The organism is Leifsonia sp. 563 (genome assembly GCF_040545055.1).
Lineage (GTDB): Bacteria > Actinomycetota > Actinomycetes > Actinomycetales > Microbacteriaceae > Leifsonia.
Genome location: NZ_JBEPLE010000004.1, coordinates 192348 through 207018 on the forward strand (window position 1 = coordinate 192348; position 14671 = coordinate 207018).

The 14671-nt window shown below is 69.2% G+C and carries 15 protein-coding genes, 1 tRNA gene and 1 pseudogene; 12 read left to right on the plus strand and 5 right to left on the minus strand.

The genetic code is table 11. The annotated features are described in order from the left end of the window. Positions 1–81 precede the first annotated feature (81 nt). From ABIC47_RS13585 to ABIC47_RS13620, 8 genes and pseudogenes are all read left to right on the plus strand, one after another. The gene (locus ABIC47_RS13585; RefSeq protein ID WP_354481090.1) at positions 82–1479 is read left to right on the plus strand and encodes an MFS transporter; all 1398 of its coding nucleotides are present in this window, start codon (positions 82–84) and stop codon (positions 1477–1479) included. Positions 1480–1591: 112 nt separating this feature from the next. After that, positions 1592–1933: a YciI family protein gene (locus ABIC47_RS13590; RefSeq protein ID WP_018190548.1), complete on the plus strand. Its 342-nt coding sequence runs from the start codon at positions 1592–1594 to the stop codon at positions 1931–1933. 14 nt (positions 1934–1947) lie between these two features. Next, positions 1948–3228: an RNA polymerase sigma factor gene (locus tag ABIC47_RS13595; protein WP_354481092.1), complete on the plus strand. Its 1281-nt coding sequence runs from the start codon at positions 1948–1950 to the stop codon at positions 3226–3228. A gap of 44 nt (positions 3229–3272) precedes the next feature. Next, positions 3273–4115, plus strand: coding sequence for an NAD(P)-dependent oxidoreductase (locus ABIC47_RS13600; RefSeq protein WP_354481093.1), 843 nt, complete (start codon positions 3273–3275; stop codon positions 4113–4115). Between the two features lie 26 nt (positions 4116–4141). Then, complete coding sequence (locus tag ABIC47_RS13605; RefSeq protein ID WP_354481095.1) at positions 4142–5251, plus strand: acyltransferase family protein; 1110 nt, start codon at positions 4142–4144, stop codon at positions 5249–5251. Beyond that, a pseudogene (locus tag ABIC47_RS19460) lies at positions 5248–5691 on the plus strand (WapI family immunity protein); the annotation flags it as partial. The gene ABIC47_RS13605 and the pseudogene ABIC47_RS19460, both read left to right, overlap by 4 nt. Positions 5692–6057: 366 nt before the next feature. Then, complete coding sequence (locus ABIC47_RS13615) at positions 6058–7179, plus strand: fatty acid desaturase family protein (RefSeq protein ID WP_354481096.1); 1122 nt, start codon at positions 6058–6060, stop codon at positions 7177–7179. A 101-nt stretch (positions 7180–7280) separates the two neighbouring features. Then, the gene (locus ABIC47_RS13620; RefSeq protein ID WP_089875367.1) at positions 7281–7736 is read left to right on the plus strand and encodes a hypothetical protein; all 456 of its coding nucleotides are present in this window, start codon (positions 7281–7283) and stop codon (positions 7734–7736) included. On the opposite strand, the gene ABIC47_RS13625 is transcribed toward ABIC47_RS13620, so the two are convergent. From ABIC47_RS13625 to ABIC47_RS13640, 4 genes are all read right to left on the minus strand, one after another. Beyond that, positions 7730–8371: a hypothetical protein gene (locus ABIC47_RS13625; protein ID WP_354481098.1), complete on the minus strand. Its 642-nt coding sequence runs from the start codon at positions 8369–8371 to the stop codon at positions 7730–7732. The genes ABIC47_RS13620 and ABIC47_RS13625 overlap by 7 nt on opposite strands. A gap of 160 nt (positions 8372–8531) precedes the next feature. Next, a tRNA-Lys gene (locus ABIC47_RS13630) sits at positions 8532–8607 on the minus strand. 77 nt (positions 8608–8684) lie between these two features. After that, entirely contained in the window at positions 8685–9767 is a 1083-nt protein-coding gene (locus ABIC47_RS13635; protein WP_354481100.1) for an AI-2E family transporter, read from the minus strand. Positions 9768–9894: 127 nt separating this feature from the next. Next, positions 9895–10242, minus strand: a complete 348-nt coding sequence (locus tag ABIC47_RS13640) for a hypothetical protein (RefSeq protein ID WP_354481102.1) — start codon at positions 10240–10242, stop codon at positions 9895–9897. Positions 10243–10301: 59 nt separating this feature from the next. Between ABIC47_RS13640 and hisN the strand changes: the two genes are divergently transcribed. Genes hisN through ABIC47_RS13660 form a run of 4 tightly spaced genes read left to right on the plus strand, consistent with a single transcriptional unit; the run spans position 10302 to position 14302 of the window. Continuing rightward, positions 10302–11117: a histidinol-phosphatase gene (gene hisN, locus ABIC47_RS13645; protein WP_354481104.1), complete on the plus strand. Its 816-nt coding sequence runs from the start codon at positions 10302–10304 to the stop codon at positions 11115–11117. Between the two features lie 10 nt (positions 11118–11127). Further along, positions 11128–12063: an ABC transporter ATP-binding protein gene (locus ABIC47_RS13650; RefSeq protein ID WP_354481105.1), complete on the plus strand. Its 936-nt coding sequence runs from the start codon at positions 11128–11130 to the stop codon at positions 12061–12063. A 2-nt stretch (positions 12064–12065) separates the two neighbouring features. Continuing rightward, positions 12066–13322: an ABC transporter permease gene (locus ABIC47_RS13655; protein ID WP_018190537.1), complete on the plus strand. Its 1257-nt coding sequence runs from the start codon at positions 12066–12068 to the stop codon at positions 13320–13322. Then, positions 13322–14302 carry an NAD(P)H-quinone oxidoreductase gene (locus tag ABIC47_RS13660; RefSeq protein WP_354481107.1) on the plus strand — a complete coding sequence of 327 codons (981 nt, stop codon included), beginning with the start codon at positions 13322–13324 and terminating at the stop codon, positions 14300–14302. Before ABIC47_RS13655 ends, ABIC47_RS13660 begins: the two co-directional genes overlap by 1 nt. Here ABIC47_RS13660 and ABIC47_RS13665 read toward each other — a convergent pair. Further along, positions 14205–14651: a ribosomal maturation YjgA family protein gene (locus ABIC47_RS13665; protein WP_354481108.1), complete on the minus strand. Its 447-nt coding sequence runs from the start codon at positions 14649–14651 to the stop codon at positions 14205–14207. The two genes, ABIC47_RS13660 and ABIC47_RS13665, sit on opposite strands and share 98 nt — an antisense overlap. Positions 14652–14671 lie beyond the last annotated feature (20 nt).

Sequence of the window (14671 nt, forward strand, 5' to 3'; positions counted from 1 at the left end):
CCGGGGTCGCACCCACGGAGCTACCATCCGGGCGGAGTCCGCCCTCCCGATCGGAGGTCACCCTCCCGATCGGAGGTCACCATGACCGCAGCAGCCGTCGGCGTCTCGCACGCATCGGTCCGGCGCCTGATCGCGCCGCTCGCGCTCGCGCAGTTCATCTGCAGCTTCGCGGGCTCGAACATGAACGTGATGATCAACGACATGTCGCGCGATCTCGACACGACGGTCCAGGGCATCCAGGTCAGCATCACGCTGTTCCTGCTGACCATGGCCGCCCTGATGATCCCGGCGGGCAAGCTGACCGACAAGATCGGCCGGAAACGCTGCTTCACCCTCGGGCTGATCGTCTACGGGATCGGCGCGATTATCAGCGCGCTCTCGCCGGGGCTGTGGGCTCTCATCCTCGGCAACAGCATCCTCGAGGGGATCGGGACGGCGCTGCTGATCCCACCGGTCTACATCCTGACCACCCTCTACCTGCCCGACATCGCGACGCGTGCCTGGGCGTTCGGGATCATCAGCGCGCTCGGCGGCATCGGCGCCGCCGCCGGTCCACTGATCGGCGGCCTGATCACCAGCGCGATCAGCTGGCGCGCCGCGTTCCTGTTCCAGGCGCTCATCATCGTGATCATCCTCCTGCTGAGCCGCCGTCTGACCGACCCGGTGCCGGCCGACCCCGACCGGCCATTCGACGTCGTCGGCGCCGTACTCTCCGCCCTCGGACTCTTCGTGCTGGTGCTCGGCATCCTCGCGGCCGATACCAGCGTCCCGCTGATGATCGCGCTCGTCCTCGCCGGCATCGTGATCCTCTTCCTCTTCTTCTGGTGGGTGCGCAGCCGTGAGCGCGCGGGCAAGGAGGTGCTGCTGTCGACCTCCCTGTTCAAGAACCGGGTGTCGAACATCGCGCTGATCACCCAGAACCTGCAGTGGGTGCTCCTGATGGGCACCTCGTTCACGGTGTCGGCCTACTTGCAGGTGGTTCGCGGCCACAACGCCATCGAGACCGGCGTCATCTTCACCGCGGCGACGGTCGGACTGCTCCTGACATCACTGGTCGCCGGGAGGCTGGCGAAGCGCTTCTCGCAGCGGGGCCTCATCCTGACCGGATTCGTGCTCTGCATCCCCGGCGTCGTGCTGCTGATCTGGCTGGTGGCGGTGAGCACGACGGAGTGGTCGTTCGTGCCCGGGCTGTTCCTGATCGGCGCCGGGCTCGGGCTGATGCTCACGCCGTCGGTGAACGTCGTGCAGTCGGCGTTCCCGGAGAAGGCGCAGGGCGAGATCTCCGGGCTGTCGCGGAGCGTATCCAACCTCGGATCGACGCTCGGCACAGCGATCGCCGGCACCATCCTCGTCGCCAACATCGACGCGGGCGGTGCGGCGTACGGCACCGCGATGGCCGTGCTGGCGATCCTCGGCGTCGGCGGGCTCATCGCCGCACTGTTCCTGCCGGAGGACCGTCACCGTCGCACGCTCGCCTGAACCGGTGGAGGCAGACTCCGGCGGATTCCGCCGTCGCTGTCGAGAATGCGGCAGGGTGTTCGTGTAGACGGTGAGAGCGCCCTTCCCAGCGGCGCTCCGGAGAGGAACGACCATGACCCAGTACCTGCTCAGCGTCTACCAGCCGGATGGAGCAGCCCCGCCGCCCGAGGTGCTCGCCGCCATCGGGCGCGACCTCGACGCCCTGAACGCCGACATCCGTGCGGCCGGCGCCTGGGTGTTCTCCAACGGCCTGCTCCCGGTGTCGGCCTCCACCGTGCTGCGCCCGCAGGATGGCGAAGTCCTCGTCACCGACGGCCCCTTCGCCGAAGGCAAGGAGCATCTCGGCGGCTTCACGATCGTCGAGGCGCCGGACCTGGATGCGGCGCTCGAGTGGGGCAGGCGACTCGCGCTGGCCACCACTCTGCCGATCGAGGTGCGGCCCTTCGCGGAGTGACGGGAGCACCCGGCATGGAGAACGGTGCGGCGGTTCCGCTGCCGGACGCCGCCGCGATCGCGTCGGTGTTCCGGGAGCAGTATGGCCGCGCCGTCTCCGTGCTGTATCGCGTCTTCGGCGACCTCGACCGTGCGGAGGACGCGGTGCAGGACGCCTTCGCCGTCGCCGCCGAGCGCTGGCCGCGCGACGGCATCCCGCCCGCACCGGCCGGCTGGATCATCACGACCGCCCGCCGCCGAGCGATCGACCGGCTGCGGCGGGATGCGGTCGGGCGCGAGAAGGAAGCCGAGGCGATGCTGCTGCGGCAGCTGACCGGCGACGGCCGCGCGGAATCTGCCGATGCCGCCGACGCCGCCGCCGACGCCATCGCCGACGACAGGCTCCGCCTCGTCTTCACTTGCTGCCATCCCGCCCTGTCGCCGGAGGCGCGCGTCGCCCTGACCCTCCGCCTGCTCGGCGGCCTGACCACCGCCGAGATCGCCCGGACGTTCCTCGTGCCCGAGCGGACGATGGCGCAGCGCATCTCGCGCGCCAAGGCGAAGATCCGTGACGCGCGCATCCCGTACCGCATCCCCTCCGCCGACGACCTCCCGGCCCGGCTGCGGTCCGTGCTGGCCGTGGTGTACCTCGTGTTCAGCGAGGGGTACGCAGCAAGCGCCGGCGATCGGCTCGTGCGGGAGGAGCTGTGCACGGAGGCGATCCGGCTGGCGCGCGAGCTGCGTTCCCTGCTCCCGGACGAGGAGGAGGTGCTCGGCCTCGTCGCTCTGTTGCTGCTCGTGGATGCGCGCCGGGCAGCCCGGGTCGACACGGCGGGCGCTCTCATCCCGCTCCCCGAGCAGGACAGGTCCCGCTGGAACGCGGAGCAGATCGCCGAGGGCCACGAGCTGGTGCGCCTGTGCCTGGCGCGCGGGCGACCGGGTCCGTACCAGCTGCAGGCGGCTATCCAAGCGGTGCATGGCGACGCCCCGACGGCCTCGGACACGGACTGGCCGCAGATCGTCGCTCTCTACGACCAACTGCTGCGCGCCTCGCCCACGCCCGTGGTCGCGCTGAACCGTGCAGTCGCCGTGGCGGAGGTGGAGGGAGAGGACGCGGGTCTGGCCGCGGTGGAGCCGCTGCGCGAACCGCTCGCCGGCTTCTACCTGCTCCATGGCGTGCGGGCCGGGCTCCTGCTGCGCGCCGGGCGGACGGCCGAGGCGGCGGACGAGTACGCCGTCGCCGCCTCGCTGTGCGGCGGCGACGCCGAGCGCGCGTTCCTGCTCGCGCGACGGGATGCGCTCACCCGGCGGAGTTGACCCGCCCCTTCCCTGCGCGCTGCCTCAGGCGCAGAGTGGATGACATGCACATCGCCTTCCTCGGGCTCGGCCGCATGGGCCGCGAGCTGGTCACCCACCTCATCGACGCCGGTCACCACGTCACCGCGTGGAACCGGTCCCCCGAACCGGCCGAAGCGGTCGGACGCCGGGGCGCGCACATCGCGTCCTCTGCCGCCGAGGCGGTCGAGGGGGCGGACGCGGTCATCACCGTCCTGTTCGGCCCGGAGGCCGTTCGCGAGACCGTGATCGAGCCGTCCCTGCCGATCCCGGAGGGAGCACTGTGGATCGACGTCACGACCGTCGCGCCCTCCGACGCGGCCGACTTCGCGGCGTGGGCCGAGGATGCGGGCGTGCGCTACATCCACTCGCCGGTGGTCGGCTCGCTCGCCCCGGCACGAGCCGGGAGCCTCGCGGTGCTGATCGGCGGGGAGCACGACGCCGCCCGCGAAGCCCGCAACGTCGTGGCCCTGTGGGCGGATCCGGACAAGATCCGCACCTTCGATCGCCCCGAGAAGGCGGCCGCCGCGAAGCTGGTCGCCAACCTGGCGCTGGCCATCTCGATGGAGGCGTTGAGCGAATCCCTCCGGCTCGGCACCGCCGGCGGCCTGTCCACCGATGAGGTGCTCTCGATGCTGCCGCTGACCACCATCGCCCCGATCGCCGGCATGAAGGGTCCCGTCGTGGCGTCCGGCGACTTCGACGACACCCAGTTCTCCGCCTCCCTGCTCGCCAAGGACCTCCGCCTGATGATCGCCACCGCCGACGCCCCGCTCCCGGCGGCCGCCCTCGTCGCCGCCGAGCTGCAACGTGCCGTGGATGCGGGGCTCGGCGACAAGGACTTCTCGGTGATCGCGCGCGACCGCTGAGCCGACGTGACCTAGACTCTCTGCCTGTGCAGAGAATCAAGGGACTCGACGGGATCCGGTGCTTCGCCGTCCTCGCGGTGATCGCAGCGCACGCCCATGTCTCGTGGATGCACGGCGGCGGATTCGGCGTCGACGTCTTCTTCGTCCTGAGCGGCTATCTCATCACGACGCTGCTGCTCCGGGAGCACGAGAAGCTGGGGCGCATCGACCTGTTGCGCTTCTGGGGCCGCCGCATCCTCCGCCTGGTCCCCGCGCTCCTCCTGCTCGTGCTGGTCGTCGACACCATCGCGCTGTTCCTCCCCGGTCGATTCGGGACGCTGGCCCCGGCGACGCTGTCGTCCACGCCGGGCGTGCTGTTCTACTTCTCCAACTGGCTCATCGTCATCACCAACAGCGGAGCGCTCGGCGCGTTCGGACCCCTCTGGTCGCTCTCCGTCGAGGAGCAGTTCTACATCCTCTGGCCGCTGCTGGTCATCCTGGCACTGCGCTTCCGCCGGCCGCTGCGCGCCCTCACCATCCTCATCGGCGTGCTGGTGCTCGCGGTGGTGGTCTCGCGCTTCCTCGTCTTCGACCCGAGCAACCTGTACCAGACGTTCGCGACGACCTTCCGGGTCGACATGCTGCTGATGGGCGCTCTGCTGGCGGTCGCGTTCCACGCGGGCGCCGGGAACATCCTCCGCCGCGTCTCCGCGTGGGCGGTCGGCCCGGCACTCGTCTACCTCGCCGCGGTCGCGGTGCTCGTCCCCGAGTTCAACGTCGCCGGCGCCGAGAAGAAGGTCTACCTGTACTACACGATCGGTCTCCCGGCCGTCGGCATCGCGACGTGCGCGCTCATCGCCTTCCTCGTGACGCACCAGAGCTCGCTGCTCACCCGGATCTTCTCGCTGCCGCCGTTCGACTACCTGGGCCGCATCTCCTACGGCATGTACCTGTGGCACTACCCGATCATCCTGCTGCTCCAGGTGCGCTTCGCCCCTGACCCGAACATCACCCTCCTGCTGGCGCTCCCCCTCACCGTTGCAGCGGCGACGGTCTCGTGGTTCGCGCTGGAGCGCCCGCTGGCGCGGCGCTTCCACCACCGCCTGGTCGCGCGTCCGCGGGTGGCGGGCCCGGCGCCGGTCACCGGCCGCGTGTGAGGTTCGAGGGCGACGGCCGGTTCGTGGAGCTGACGATCGACGATCGCCAGTTTCCGGATCTGGCCCCGGGCTCAGACGACGGCATCGGCGACGGCGACTGGTTGGTGATCCGCGGGCACGGCGGCGTCGATGGACGAGAGTGGCGGTTCACGGACCCGTGCCTGACGATCCAGGAGGCACGGGCGCTGGAGAAGTGGCTGGCGGCTGCCGGGGACGGCGGCGTCGACGAGAGCGATCCGTCGCACGCCGATTCCCTGGACTTCATCGAGCCGGCGCTGCGCTTCGAGCGGAGTGAGGTGGATACCGACGGCGCAACGATCACCATTGTCTTCGCCCACGAAGGCGCGCCGCCCTGGGCAACGGAGGAGGTTCGGTTCGAGGAGGGCCATCCGGTGTCATTCCGTCTCACGCACCGTCATCTGCGGTCGCTCGCCGCCCACTGGGCGGCCGAGCGGTCGGCTCTCTGGGAGGGCATGAGCCAGCCTTCCCCCGCGGAGACGGGTTACTTCCTGCCTCCCGTGGAGTACGGTCGGAGCATGCTCATCCTGGTCATCGTCCTCATCGTGCTCTGGGTGATCCTCGCGATCGTCGGCTTCGCCATCAAGGGGCTGTTGTGGCTGGGCATCATCGGCATCGTTCTGGTGATCGCCACGCTGGTGATCGGTCTCGTGCGGCGCTCGACGCTGGCCAAGCGCAACCGCACCTGAGAGGTCGCCGCCATACCGCCACGATCGTGATTGGCGGCGTAGAATCGGCGACACAGCGTCCAGGACCCCGGCGCGACTCGCAACGATTCGGGGCCCGCAATGTCGCAACTGTCTCCACGCTCGACGGGCCTCCAGCCCACGGGCGTACGCTCGACCGCCACACGTTCGACCGGACGCGACGGGGGCTACTCCGAACTCGCCACGATGGTCCGCGAGGCCGGTCTCCTGCACCGCCGCTACGGCTACTACTGGACCAAGCTCATCCTGGTCCCCGTCGTCACCGCTGCGATGATCGCCGCGTTCGTGATCGTCGGCGACAGCTGGTGGCAGCTCGCCACCGCCGTGGTGTTCGCGTTCGTCTTCACGCAGATCGCCTTCCTCGGACACGACGCCGCGCATCGTCAGATCTTCCGGTCCGGGCGTTGGAACGACTGGATCTGCCTCATCGTCGGCGACCTGTTCGTCGGGATGAGCTACGGCTGGTGGCAGCACAAGCACACGCGCCACCACGCCAATCCCAACCAGGAGGGCGCGGATCCCGACATCGAGCTGCCGGTGATGTCCTTCACCCCGGCTCAGGTGGCGGCGAAACGCTCACGGCCGGTGCGGTGGCTGATCGGACACCAGGGCTGGTTCTTCTTCCCCATCCTGCTTCTCGAGGGCCTGTCGCTGCACGCGTCGAGCGTTCGGCGGGTGTTCGCGCGCGGTGAGCTGCGGCGCCGGGCCGTGGAGGTGTCGTTCCTCGCGGTCCGCATCCTCGGTTACCTGGCCCTCGTGCTCCTGGTCCTCCCGCCAGGGAAGGCGGCCGCGTTCCTCGGCGTCCAGCTGGGATTGTTCGGCTTCTACATGGGGATGTCGTTCGCGCCGAACCACAAGGGGATGCCGCTGGTGCCGCACGACATGAAGCTCGACTTCCTCCGCCGGCAGGTGCTGATGAGCCGCAACATCCGCGGCGGACGCACCATCGACTTCCTGATGGGCGGGCTCAACTACCAGATCGAGCACCACCTCTTCCCCTCGATGCCGCGCCCGCACCTGCGCCGGGCCGCACCGATGATCCGCGCCTTCTGCGACGCGAACGGCACCCGCTACACCGAGACGGGCCTCCTGCAGTCGTACGCGATCGTCACGCGCCACATCAACCAAGTCGGCCTTGGAGACAAGGACCCGTTCAGCTGCCCGCTCCTGGAGCTGCGCCAGGTCGCGTCGAAGACGGAGTGACGGCCCCGATGCGACATCACGTCACCAGTCGACACGCGGAGCAACGACTTACGAGTCGGCGGCGCTGGCGGGTGCGACGGCGGCTCGTATAGGGTCGGTGCGTGGCATCGACGGCGGACCCGGACGCGTGGCTCGATCGCGCCACGCCCGAGACGTTCGCACGGTTGGAGGCGGCCGCGCGACGAATCGTCGGGTCCCGCGCTCGGGTCATCGCCGAGCAGCCGGACGGCATCCCAGTGATCCGCGTCCTCCCGCACCGGCCGGGCGCTCGCTCCGTGACCCTCATCGCCGACCAGTGGATCGTGCTGGAAGTCGAGAGCGGAGGCGGCGGTCGGTGGGAGCTCGCCTACGACGAACCCGGCATCAGCTTCGCGGAGAAGGCCATCGAGGCCGTCGCCGCCGGTCGCATACGGGAATGGGTCGGCCCCGGGCGATCGCGCGTGGAGCTGACATTCGACGACGGCTCCGTTCACGTCGAGACCGGACGTCGGGGAATTCGGGGCGTGCTTCCCGGGCGTCTCAGATCGACCGATTCGGAGGACCTTCGACGCTACTGACGTCTCGGTGACGCCGGCCGCCCTCGGACCGCCTCCAGCGCCGCAAGGGTTTCACCCGACGTCCGGTACCCCTGCGGGAGCAGGCCGCCCGACCACGCCGAGCTCAAGCTCAGTTGCAGCGCCACCACGCCATCCCCTGTGTCGACTTCCGAGCGGAGGACGTATCGCGGCAGGGCGCTCTCCGTCGCCGAGCGCTCCAGCGGACCCAGTTCGCTCCACGGGAGCAAGGCCAGCATGCGGGGAGCCTCGCCGGGATCGCCGCCCGCCCAGGCCGAGATGCCGTCCTCATCCACGACCACGCCGACGAAGTACGGGATGTCCTGGTACCGGATGCCGAGCGCGTCGACGTCGATGAGGTCGCGGAAGTCATCCCGCCGCGCCGTCAACACCTCCGCATCCGGATACCGGCGATGCAGTGCGGCCCGGCACCGAAAGTTCTGCAAGCCCCACACGCCGGTCACCACGACGGTTGCGAGCAGTCCCCCACCGAGAATGACGGCCCCGAGCGTCAGCCCCGCCGATGATCCGAGCGACGACGTACCCACACGATTCACGGCGGCGACCACCACAGAGACGAGGCCCACGAGGACGAGAGCCCCATATGCCGCCCACGCGGTCACGACTCGACGACGCACGCACTTCCTCCCTGCTGCATCCCTGCCGAACCCTACCGAGTCGCGACCTCTGCTCACCACTCGACACGAAGTGCGCAACGACTCACGGTTCGGCGACACGCTGTGCCCGGTTGGACGGAAAAAAGCCCGGCCGCACGCTAGGTGCGACCGGGCTTTCCATTGGTGCGCCCCCAGGGACTTGAACCCTGAACCCATTGATTAAGAGTCAATTGCTCTGCCGATTGAGCTAGAGGCGCATCCGATCCGGTTACCCGAACCGAGGCTCAACATTAGCATCCGTTTCGCGGTTCTCGCCAATCGAGGATCGCTCGGTTCAGCGGAGCTCCTTCCGGGGCATCACGACCTCTTTGATGATGAGGATGATGCCCGCCGAGATCGGGATGGCGACGAGCGCTCCGGGCAGACCGAACAGCGTCGAACCGGCGAGCGCCGAGATCAGGACGACCGATCCGGGCACCTGCACCGCCTTCCCCATCACCCGCGGCGTGAGGATGTACGCCTCCACCTGCATATAGACGAGCATCAGCACGAGCACCACCACGCCACTGACGGGCGAGTGGATGAACGCGAGCACCGACATGACGGCGGTCGTCAGCACCGTGCCGATGAGCGGGATGAGCGTGATGAAGAACGCGGCGAGCGCGATGAGGAATGCACCGGGGACGCCGGTGGCGAGAAGCAGGATGAGGCTGAAGACCGAGTTGCAGAACGCCAGCACCACCATCCCGCTCAGGTACTTGCCGAAGTTCTGCAGGATGCGCTCGGCGTAGCTCTCGAACCGGTCGCGGTGCGAGCGGCGCACCAGCCGGTACGCGGCCTGCTTGGTGGAGTCGTAGGAGGCGATGAAGTAGATCGTGAGGATGGCGATGAAGAAGCCGGTGGTGACCGCGTTCAGCACCGAGAGGCCGAATCCGACGAGCCCGTTGCCGATGGTCGCCCAGGTCTGCGGGTCCTGCACCTGCTGCGAGATCCAGGAGACGACCTGGCCGACCACCCCGTTGCTCGCCTCGTCGACGGTGTCGAACCAGCCCTCCGCCCGCAGCTTCGTGATCTCCTGCGGGACGGCCGTGGCCAGGAAGGAGACCTGCTGGACGATGAGCGGCACCACCACCCAGATGATCGCGACCAGCACGGCGACGATGATCAGGATGACGGTGGTGATCGCCCAGCCACGCCGCATCCCGCGCCGCTGGAACCAGCGGATCAGCGGGTCGAGCCCGACGGTCGCGAACATCGCGAGGAAGACCGAGAAGATGATCGAGCGCAGGCCGTACAGCATGAAGCCGGTCGCGACCGCGCCGATCGCACCGAGGGCGGTCAGGTAGCCGAACAGGAACGGGCTTCGGCGCATCAGCGGCTCGGGAGCAGCGGCGGCGGCACGCTCCCGCGCGCTCACGGGTCGCCGGATAAAACGCATGGTGCCTCCGCTCCGCCCCGCAGGGCTACCGCGAGCGTATTGGAGGCGATGCCGGGCAACAAGCGCCGCCGCGGGAAGGCGACGCCGGCGACGGGCCCGGCGGGTGTCAGAGCATGTCGTCGAACGGGCGGTCGTCCCGTTCCTCGGTCGAACCGTCCGCCACTTCTGCCGCCGGCTTCCGCGGTGCCAGCTGCGCGGTCATCTCCCGCAGCCGCGCGACCAGCTCCTCGTCTTCGATCTCGACCCCCACGAGCTCCACCGGTTCGCTCACGATCTGGCTCGCGGGCCCGACGAGCAGCTCCACCTTGTCGGTCTCCCCCTGCATGGTGCGGCCCGGCACGAAGACCGTGTCGGCGATGCCATGCCGTGCGAGAGCCCGCGCGTAGTCCATCAGCGCTTCCGCGAGCGCATCCCCGGTGTAGAACGTTGAGCCTGCGTACACGATCTTTCGCATGTTTCCACAGGTACCCTCCGCCACGTCCGCTGCCAAGGCCGCGACGCTAGGCTCGGATCGTGCCCGACACCGCATCCACAGCCCTCGCCGCCGACCTCGACCTCGCCCTCCGGCTCGCAGAGGAGGCCGACCGCATCTCGCTGGAGCACTTCCTCGACCGCGACCTGCACGTCGAGACGAAGCCCGACCGCTCGCCGGTGACGGAGGCCGACCTCGCCGTCGAGCGCGCCATCCGCGAGACGATCGCCGCCGAGCGCCCGGAGGACGGCATCCTCGGCGAGGAGTACGGCACGGAAGGCGACACGACCCGTCAGTGGATCGTCGACCCGATCGACGGCACCGCCAATTATCTGCGGGGCGTGCCGGTCTGGGGCACGCTGATTGCCCTCGCCGTCGACGGCGTCCCACGCGTCGGCGTGGTCAGCTCCCCTGCGCTGGGCCGGCGCTGGTGGGCAGTGACTGGTGGCGGCGCATGGACGACGGATGCGCCCGGCGCCGAGCCACGCCGCATCCGTGTCTCCGGGGTCGCCGACCTGGAACACGCGTCGCTGAGCTTCCAGAGCATCGCCCAGTGGGACGAAGCCGGCTACCTCGACCGCCTCATCGCCCTGACCCGCCGCATCTGGCGCGACCGCGCGTACGGCGACATGTGGTCGTACATGCTGCTGGCCGAGGGTCTGGTGGATGCGGTGGCCGAGTTCGGCGTGAAGACCTACGACCTCGCCGCGCTCATCCCGATCGTGGAGGAGGCCGGCGGAACGTTCACATCAGTCGACGGCACACCCGGCCCGGGCAACGGGTCGTCGCTCGCCTCGAACGGAGTGCTGCACCCGGCCCTGCTGGAAGCGCTCGCCGACGCTGGGCCGCTCGCCTAGGCTGACCACGATGAGCGCACAGACCCCCACGACGACGGAGCCGCTGGTCCACATCGCGAATTTCCGGATGGACTTCGGGCGTACGACGGTGATCCGCGATCTGTCGTTCGACATCAATCGCGGCGAGACGTTCGGCTTCCTCGGCAGCAACGGCTCGGGCAAGACCACGACCATCCGGGCACTCCTCGGCATCTATCAGCCGACGGCGGGTGTCCTGCACATCGATGGCAGACCGTTCAGCCCGGAGGCCGGCGAGCGCCTCGGCTACCTGCCGGAGGAGCGCGGGCTCTACAAGAAGGAGTCCGTGATCGACGTGATGGTCTACTTCGGCCGGCTGAAAGGCCTCGGCGCCGAGCAGGCCAGGCGGTGGTCCCGCTCCTACCTCGAACGCGTGGGGATCGGCGACAAGGAGAAGGTGCGGCTCGACAAGCTCTCCGGCGGCCAGCAGCAGAAGGTGCAGCTGGGCGTGACGATCATGAACGATCCGGAGCTGCTCATCCTCGACGAGCCGACCAAGGGCTTCGACCCCGTCAACCGCCGCCTGCTGATGGACATCATCGACGACCAGAAGCGCGCAGGCTCCACCGTCATGATGGTGACCCACCAGATGGAGGAGGTCGAGCGTCTCTGCGACCGCGTCATCCTGCTGAAGGACGGCGGCGCGCGCGCCTACGGCACGGTCGAGGAGGTGCAGGAGCAGTTCGGCGGCACGATCGTCCAGGTGGACCACGACGCCGACCGCCTGCCCGAGTCCTCCTCGTACCGCATCCTGTCCGACGAGAGCGGCCATGCCGAATTGGAGGCCGTCGACGGTGTCGATCCGGCCGCGATCCTGCGAGGACTCGTGGATGCGGGCGTTCCCGTCTCCCGCTTCTCCCCCACCCGGAAGTCGCTCGACGACATCTTCGTCGAGGTCTACGGCGCCGAGAGCCGCGAGGAGGACTGAGCATGGCCCGCCACAATCTGAGCACCGTCATCTCGTTCGAGTTCCGCCGCACCATCACGAAGCGGCGGTTCTGGGCGATCACGCTCATCATCCCGATCCTCGTCTTCGGCCTCGGCGGCCTGATCATCGCCTCGAACGTGTCGACCGCGAACACCGCCGACCAGCAGAAGAACTCGCGCTTCGAGTTCCTGTACACCGACGACTCCGGCCTCATCGACGCGACCATCGCCAAGGAGTACGGCGGTACCCAGATCGCCTCCGAGGCAGAGGGGGTCGAGGAGGTGCAGATCGGCGGGACTCCCGCCTACTTCGCCTACCCCGCCGATCCCGCGAAGCAGACCGTCCGCGTCTACGGCGAGGACTCCGGCGTCTTCCAGAACAGCAAGTACTCGGCCGTCGCCGAGTCGCTCCTCTCGGCGAGCGTCGAGCAGAAGCTGGACAGCCCGACGGATGTCGCCGTGCTCCGCGGGGATGTGAAGACCTCCACCACCACGTTCGCGGACGGCAAGCGGGCACCCGGCTTCGAGGCGATCCTCCCGGCCCTCGTATTCCTGGCCGCCTTCTTCATCGTCATCGTGTTCCTCGGCAACCAGATGCTCAACTCGACGCTGGAAGAGAAGGAGAACCGCGTCACGGAGATGATCCTGACGACGATCAACCCGACGAACCTGCTTCTCGGCAAGGTCATCTCGCTCTTCGCGATCGGCATCATCCAGCTGGCGGTGTTCGCGCTGCCCATGCTCATCGGTTACCTGTTCTTCCGAGACCAGCTGCAACTGCCGAACTTCGACCTCAGCGGGCTCGTGTTCGATCCGCAGAAGATGATCGTGGGCGCGCTCATCCTGATCGGCGGGTTCGCCCTGTTCACCGGAACACTGGTGGCCGTCGGCGCGGTCATGCCGACGGCGAAGGATGCGGCTCCGGTGTTCTCGGTGGTGATCTTCGCCGTGGTCATCCCGCTCTACGCGTCGGGCTTTGCCATCAGCTCCCCGAACTCGCCGATCGTGCAGTTGCTCGCCTACTTCCCGTACACGGCCCCCATCACGGCGCTGATCCTGAACGCCTTCGGGTCGCTGCCGCTGTGGCAGGCGATCATCATCATCGTCGAGCTGTTCGTGCTCTCCGTGATCGTGCTGCGCATCGCCGTCCGGCTGTTCCGGTACGGATCGATCGAGTACTCGAGCAAGGTGCGGATCCGGGATGTGCTGGGCCGCCGCACAGACCGCGTCGAGCCGACCCAACCTGCGAGAGGCGCCTGATGCGCGCCGTCGTCGTGCCGGAGCCGGGCGAGGCCGACGCACTGACCATCGCCGAGCGGCCCGATCCGGTCCCCGCGGCCGGCGAGGTCCGGATCCGCGTCACGGCCGCCGGGCTCAACGGCGCCGATTTGAGCCAGCGGCGCGGGTACTATCCCTCACCGCCCGGCGCTCCCGACTGGCCGGGGCTCGAGGTCTCGGGCGTCGTGGATGCGGTCGGCGACGGCGTCGACGCCTGGCAGGTCGGCGACCGCGTCTGCGCCCTGCTCCCGGGCGGCGGCTACGCCGAGCTGGTGACTGTCGACGCCGGCCTGGTCCTTCCCGTGCCGGACGCGGTCGACCTGGTCGAGGCGGCCGGACTGCCCGAGGTCGCCGCAACCGTCTGGTCGAACGTCTTCGCGCTCGGAAAGCTCGCTGCCGGAGAGGCCCTGCTCGTCCACGGCGGGTCGAGCGGCATCGGGACTATGGCGATCCAGCTGGGCCGCGCACTCGGCGCGGACGTCATCGCCACAGCGGGCAGCGAGGAGAAGGCGGCGTTCTGCCGGGAGGTGGGTGCGCACGCCGCAGTCGACTACCGCACCCAGGACTTCGTCGAGGCCGCTCGGGCCTTCACCGACGGCCGCGGAGTGGATGTGGTGCTCGACATCGTCGGCGGCGCGTACATCGCCCGCGACCTGGACGCTCTCGCGACGGGTGGCCGCATCCTGTCCATCGCCGTCCGCGATCGAACTCCCGCCGCCGTCGACATGGGGCTGCTCATGCGGAAGCGCGCGAGCATCCACGGCACCACGTTGCGCGCCCGGCCGCTCGCCGAGCGCGTCGCGATCATCGCCGCCGTGCGTGCGAACGTGTGGCCGCTGCTGGCCGACGGCCGCGTGCGCCCGGTCATCGACTCGGTGTTCCCGCTGGAGGATGCGGCGGCCGCGCACCGGCGGATGGAGTCGTCCGCCCACCGCGGGAAGATCCTGCTGCGCGTCGGCTGACCGCATCCACCGCGCCCGTCAAAATCGCGCCGATCGCGTAGGCCACCAGGTCCGTCCACTGGAAGGTCGTTCCGAGCACCAGCGCGACGGCCGGAACGGAGTCCGCCAGAGCTGCGGGCACCCCGGTCAGCTGGAACAGCTCGACGGCGGCGCACACGGCGAAGGCGGCAACGGCCACAGCCACTGCGGACGCACGTGGAGCGAGGAACGCGATCACGACCACGATGAGTGCGGCGTAGAGCGCGTCGCCGACCAAGGCCGCGACCGCTCCGTCCATCCCGCGCGCCACGGTGAGTCCGACGACGACAAGCGCGAGACCGGCCCCGGCAAGCGCGATACGACGTCTCATGACGCGAGGCTAACGGGACC

What these genes read in the sequence shown, in the direction of transcription:
- ABIC47_RS13585 (WP_354481090.1), top strand. Translation starts at nt 82, where the DNA reads ATGACCGCAGCAGCCGTCGGCGTCTCGCACGCATCGGTCCGGCGCCTG.
- ABIC47_RS13590 (WP_018190548.1), top strand. Translation starts at nt 1,592, where the DNA reads ATGACCCAGTACCTGCTCAGCGTCTACCAGCCGGATGGAGCAGCCCCG.
- ABIC47_RS13595 (WP_354481092.1), top strand. Translation starts at nt 1,948, where the DNA reads ATGGAGAACGGTGCGGCGGTTCCGCTGCCGGACGCCGCCGCGATCGCG.
- ABIC47_RS13600 (WP_354481093.1), top strand. Translation starts at nt 3,273, where the DNA reads ATGCACATCGCCTTCCTCGGGCTCGGCCGCATGGGCCGCGAGCTGGTC.
- ABIC47_RS13615 (WP_354481096.1), top strand. Translation starts at nt 6,058, where the DNA reads ATGTCGCAACTGTCTCCACGCTCGACGGGCCTCCAGCCCACGGGCGTA.
- ABIC47_RS13640 (WP_354481102.1), bottom strand. Translation starts at nt 10,242, where the DNA reads ATGCGAAAGATCGTGTACGCAGGCTCAACGTTCTACACCGGGGATGCG.
- ABIC47_RS13650 (WP_354481105.1), top strand. Translation starts at nt 11,128, where the DNA reads ATGAGCGCACAGACCCCCACGACGACGGAGCCGCTGGTCCACATCGCG.
- ABIC47_RS13655 (WP_018190537.1), top strand. Translation starts at nt 12,066, where the DNA reads ATGGCCCGCCACAATCTGAGCACCGTCATCTCGTTCGAGTTCCGCCGC.
- ABIC47_RS13660 (WP_354481107.1), top strand. Translation starts at nt 13,322, where the DNA reads ATGCGCGCCGTCGTCGTGCCGGAGCCGGGCGAGGCCGACGCACTGACC.
- ABIC47_RS13665 (WP_354481108.1), bottom strand. Translation starts at nt 14,651, where the DNA reads ATGAGACGTCGTATCGCGCTTGCCGGGGCCGGTCTCGCGCTTGTCGTC.